Consider the following 648-nt stretch of genomic DNA (forward strand, 5'->3'; position numbering starts at 1 on the left):
AAGCACGAAGCCGGCCTCAAGATAAGATCTCATTAAGGGTGGTTACAGACGATGACCTTGATAGGCTACAGGTGTAAAGGCAGTAATGTCAAAGCCGAGTAGTACTAATAGCCCGAGGATTTATCCAAAGATTGATATCTAGAGTGATTATATGATATTGCGAGATTCGTAAATAAGTTGACATATTCAGGCGGTTATAGCATTGGGGATCCACCTCTAACCATTCCGAACAGAGCAGTTAAGCCCAATAACGCCGATGGTACTTCGTAACAGTGGGAGAGTAGGTAGCCGCCGTTTTATAACCGAAGAGAGGGAGTCTTGGACAGCAGTGTCCTCGACTCCCTCTCTCTTTTTGTGCATATCATTGTACATATCATTTCTATGTATAAAATAGGCTTAAGGATAATGACTGATGGTGGTCATATCTTTACGCTTCTTTCTTTCTGAATTAAGTGACATGGCATTCGTTCGCTCTTAGCCTTTTCTCTCGTTGTTCTGTTGTCTTCCTTTGCATACCGTCTTTACGGTAGTATCCCAAAAAGTGTGTAAAGGAGGTTTATCTTTGAGTCAAAATTAATCATTTCATTTCATTGTTTTGTTCATCCGTCAGGCGGACATGAAAAACACCGGGGGGATTGGCGTCCGCCC

2 rRNA genes are annotated in these 648 nt (G+C 42.4%); both read left to right on the forward strand.

From position 1 onward, the window contains the following. Positions 1–128: ribosomal RNA gene (locus ACFO3G_RS00845) — 23S ribosomal RNA — on the forward strand; the annotation flags it as partial. Between the two features lie 58 nt (positions 129–186). After that, positions 187–297, forward strand: a 5S ribosomal RNA gene (rrf, locus tag ACFO3G_RS00850). The last annotated feature ends 351 nt before the right edge of the window (positions 298–648 follow it).

The organism is Falsiporphyromonas endometrii (assembly GCF_042654485.1).
GTDB lineage: Bacteria > Bacteroidota > Bacteroidia > Bacteroidales > Porphyromonadaceae > Porphyromonas > Porphyromonas endometrii.